The sequence below is a fragment of the Marinifilum sp. D737 genome (assembly GCF_026672275.1).
GTDB lineage: Bacteria > Bacteroidota > Bacteroidia > Bacteroidales > Marinifilaceae > Marinifilum.
In genome coordinates this window covers 1-3,527 of record NZ_JANQCD010000072.1, presented here as the reverse complement: position 1 = coordinate 3,527, position 3,527 = coordinate 1, and the positions used below count along the sequence as shown (strand labels likewise).

General features: G+C 36.8%; 3 protein-coding genes. All 3 read right to left on the bottom strand.

Translation table 11 applies throughout. From position 1 onward, the window contains the following. The coding region (locus NQ163_RS20370) for a hypothetical protein (RefSeq protein ID WP_268192156.1) at positions 1-1,625 on the bottom strand (1,625 nt) is incomplete at its 3' end. Between the two features lie 166 nt (positions 1,626-1,791). After that, complete coding sequence (locus NQ163_RS20365) at positions 1,792-2,598, bottom strand: hypothetical protein (protein ID WP_268192155.1); 807 nt, start codon at positions 2,596-2,598, stop codon at positions 1,792-1,794. Between the two features lie 11 nt (positions 2,599-2,609). Beyond that, entirely contained in the window at positions 2,610-3,188 is a 579-nt protein-coding gene (locus NQ163_RS20360) for a hypothetical protein (protein WP_268192154.1), read from the bottom strand. Positions 3,189-3,527: the final 339 nt, after the last annotated feature.

Genomic DNA, 3,527 nt, shown 5'->3' with positions numbered 1-3,527 from the left:
TACTTGTTGTATAATTTATCAATTTTCGCATCATCGCTGGTATAAATTTTTAGTCTGTCTCTTAGTTTGGGAATACTGGTAACAGAGCCGGTTAAACAATAGGATACTTCCTGTATGCTTAAATCGGGTATTTCGTTTACCGCATCCATTAAAAAGCCGGGATCGTAAAAATCTTTGTCAGGTTTCCACTCGGGAGATTTGGATTTTTTATAATTATAGCGATAAAAATATTCCGAGCAAAAATTGGCCCACATTTCGCCTACGCCGCAGTAGCCTGCATTCTTTCCTGTTCCGCTGCCATAAGGATTACTTTTTTTGCCATAAGTAATAATGTAGTTGATATACTTGATCCAATATCGTGATCCAACCTTTTTAAAATGACTGGCATGTGCAAGTTCATGAAATGCTGTTAAATAAACCTTATCCGTACCTTTGTCAGAATGTGAAGTAACAACAATATCTGGTAAACAAAGCCTGAAAAAAGTATTGGCAAGGTATGATACGCCAATAAAACCAAATTTGTAAAAGAGACTTGCAATACCTGATTTTGGTCTGAAGCCATAAGCTCCCCAAACGTGCTTTAACATTGGGGTCGCACTATTTCCTTTGGAAGCATTTTTTGCTACCAAACGAAGGTTAGAGTGAGGTTTTTGTATTCCAAACCTATCGCACAACGACCAGTATTTAGCAACAGCATTGTTTAGGGTTGCGAACCGCCATGCCCTTGACCCGGTTCCTATATTGATATCGTAACCTCTTCTGTTGTGTTTCCCAACATGATGTTTTGCTTTCCAAATGGACATGGCTCTTGCACGTATTTTAAAACCAATTTGATTTTTGAAGAACACACAGTAATGCACCGAACGCCTGTATCTTCTATTTACACTGTAATAACCATTGGAGTCGGTGTAGTCTCTGCCATACTTGAACCACCTCCTGGTCCTCACCCTTACTTTTTCAACTCCCACATACTTGTCTTTGTAAGTATCCATGACCCTCACATAACCCTGCGGCCTGTGTTTGTGACTTCTTTTAACATGAGAGTCGCTTATTTCATCAGGTTCGGGTACTTCGTAGTTTCCTGTTATTTTGAGAGCTTCGTCTTCCAAATCATGCCATAAACTAATTGCTTTTGTTTCGCTTTCTTGATCATCTTCTGGGGGAAGAAAAAGATTAGCCAATATTTCGTATTGAATATCGGGAAACTCGTAGTTCACAGGAACAGAGGTATAGTACCAATTCTCCTCCTTTGGTTTCAACTCCAGCTCTTCTCCCAAATACTCAACTTGTTCTATTTCATAATCCAAAGGGTAATCAAACAAAAACAATGAATCTGCTTCCAGGGTGTTAAGCTCAGTACTGTCTTTAGGTAGAAATCTCACATACAAATCAGTAGTTTGAATTTGAAAGGAGGATTTCAACTTGTTGTCCTTTTTCAAATTATCATATGCCTTCTGCATATTTTCTACTGTGTAAGGGTTTTCTAATTTTTTTCCTAATTTGATTGCATTGTCTGCTAAGGGTTCATTTTTAATGTTGTGAGGTGAAATGTCATCCTCTTTCTGGCAGGCTGCAATAACTAAAATTACAGCCAGGATGGCTACCATGTAATAATTTTTTTTCATAATGTTGAAATTTTAATTGGGAGCGGGAACTCCTGGTTATTAATAATATAATTTTGAATTTCACCCTGCATTTTTGTGCGGGGTGTTTTTGTGTGTGGTGTTGTTACTGTTTTAGATATTCTATTGTTTTTTTTAACATCAAAAACATGTTATAGACCAACATATTTTATTTTCTTAAATACATTTTTATTCCAACCTTAAAGTCCACATTCAACAAGTTGTAATGTTTATCGTTGGGGTTGTTTGTTTCGCTGTACACAACATTACTCGCTACCCATTCCTCAATGGAGATATGCCTGTAAGTTCTGCTTTTAAGCTTACCTGAAATACCCAAATGAACGAAAGGAACTAAGGGGTGAAGCTTGTTTTTCGATGGATTTGGCAACCACTCAAACTGAAAAGCAGCACCCAATATAAAAGATGATTTTATTTGGTAGGTATCGGTCTTTTGTGCCCTGATATTAGAATCGTAATCGCGGCGTAGCATATTGGAAACAGATCCTTTGGTGCTATGAATAACACCGCCAAGTAAACTTCCCCGGCAATATAAGCGTGAATGAAAAGTATTTGCATACCCAAATCCGCCCATATAGCTGTAAACATCTATTTCGCCGGTATTGTAGATGTAATAATTTAAATCGGGGTGGTCTGCTTCAAAATTCTGCACATCCCAACTTCCCTTAAGTGTGGTAAACACTTTATCCCATATGAAATACCGCATGTCAAGGTTTACAGTTTTTGTAAAAAACTCCATATTGGCTTCAAAATTTCCGTATTGCATGAATACTCCAACATTAAAAACTTGTTTATTCATTGAGAAGATATCGTCTTCACCATGATTCTGTGAAATTTCCCGGACCTTAATTTGTGAACTGACTCCCCAATTTAATTTTGAATGCTGAGCCTGTGTTGTATGTATGTGAGTGAATAATAGCAACGCTATTCCAAAAATGATTTTATAGTAATGTAACATGATAAGTGCGTTTAAGGGATGAGAACTGTACTGATTTGGTCGCTGAATATTCTATTGTTTTCAAGCTTTAATTCAACCTTAAATGCCAACGCAAGGGTATCGGTGATTAATACATCGGCTTTTGGTGCCAGCCTGGTTTGATTGGTAAAATACAATACCGGCTTTAACGATTTTATAACACCACGGCTAACATACTCAGGTATTGTTCTATACAAGCCATTCTTATAATAATTGTAGTAGTCATTTTCATCGTAGTAAACCTGGTCGTCAATTACGAAAAAGCGACTCACATCATCATTTTTTGCAATGGAAGGATGTAAGCCATCGCTTAGAACTTCCACTTTTATATCGGAAATTTTGCTTTTTAAGCGTGGTTCTAAACCGTATTCTTCGGCATATTTGTTATCCGACTTTAATAACATTTTAATGACAAATTGGCTGGCAGAAATGGTATCCTTACTGGAATCATTGGTTTTTAGTTCAATGCCATTTATTTCATATTCGGACCCATAGGGGGTGTTATCCTTGTTGCATGAAGCGAGAAGCATGCAAAGTAAAATGATAGGTAAAATTTTATTTGTGATTTTCATGTTTTTAATTTTTTTAAGAGTTATTCTGCTAAAGATTCATTTCCAATATCTTGAGGTAAGGTGTCATCCTCTTTCTTGCAGGCTGCAATAGCTAAGATTACAGCCATGATGGCTACCATGTAATAATTTTTTTTCATAATTTTGGATTTTTAATTGGGAGCGGGAACTCCTGGTTATTAAATAATATAATTTTGAATTTCACCCTGCAATTTTGTGCGGGGTGTTTTTGTGTGTGGTGTTGTTGCTGTTTTATTCTTCGCTTTGTTCTTCGGGCCTTTCGCTTTCTTCAGTCTTTTTACGACTAGCAGGATCTACAATCATTCTTGCCGATTTATAAGC

Excerpts from the sequence above, each read along its gene's own strand:
- NQ163_RS20365 (WP_268192155.1), bottom strand. The coding sequence starts at position 2,598 with ATGTTACATTACTATAAAATCATTTTTGGAATAGCGTTGCTATTATTC.
- NQ163_RS20360 (WP_268192154.1), bottom strand. The coding sequence starts at position 3,188 with ATGAAAATCACAAATAAAATTTTACCTATCATTTTACTTTGCATGCTT.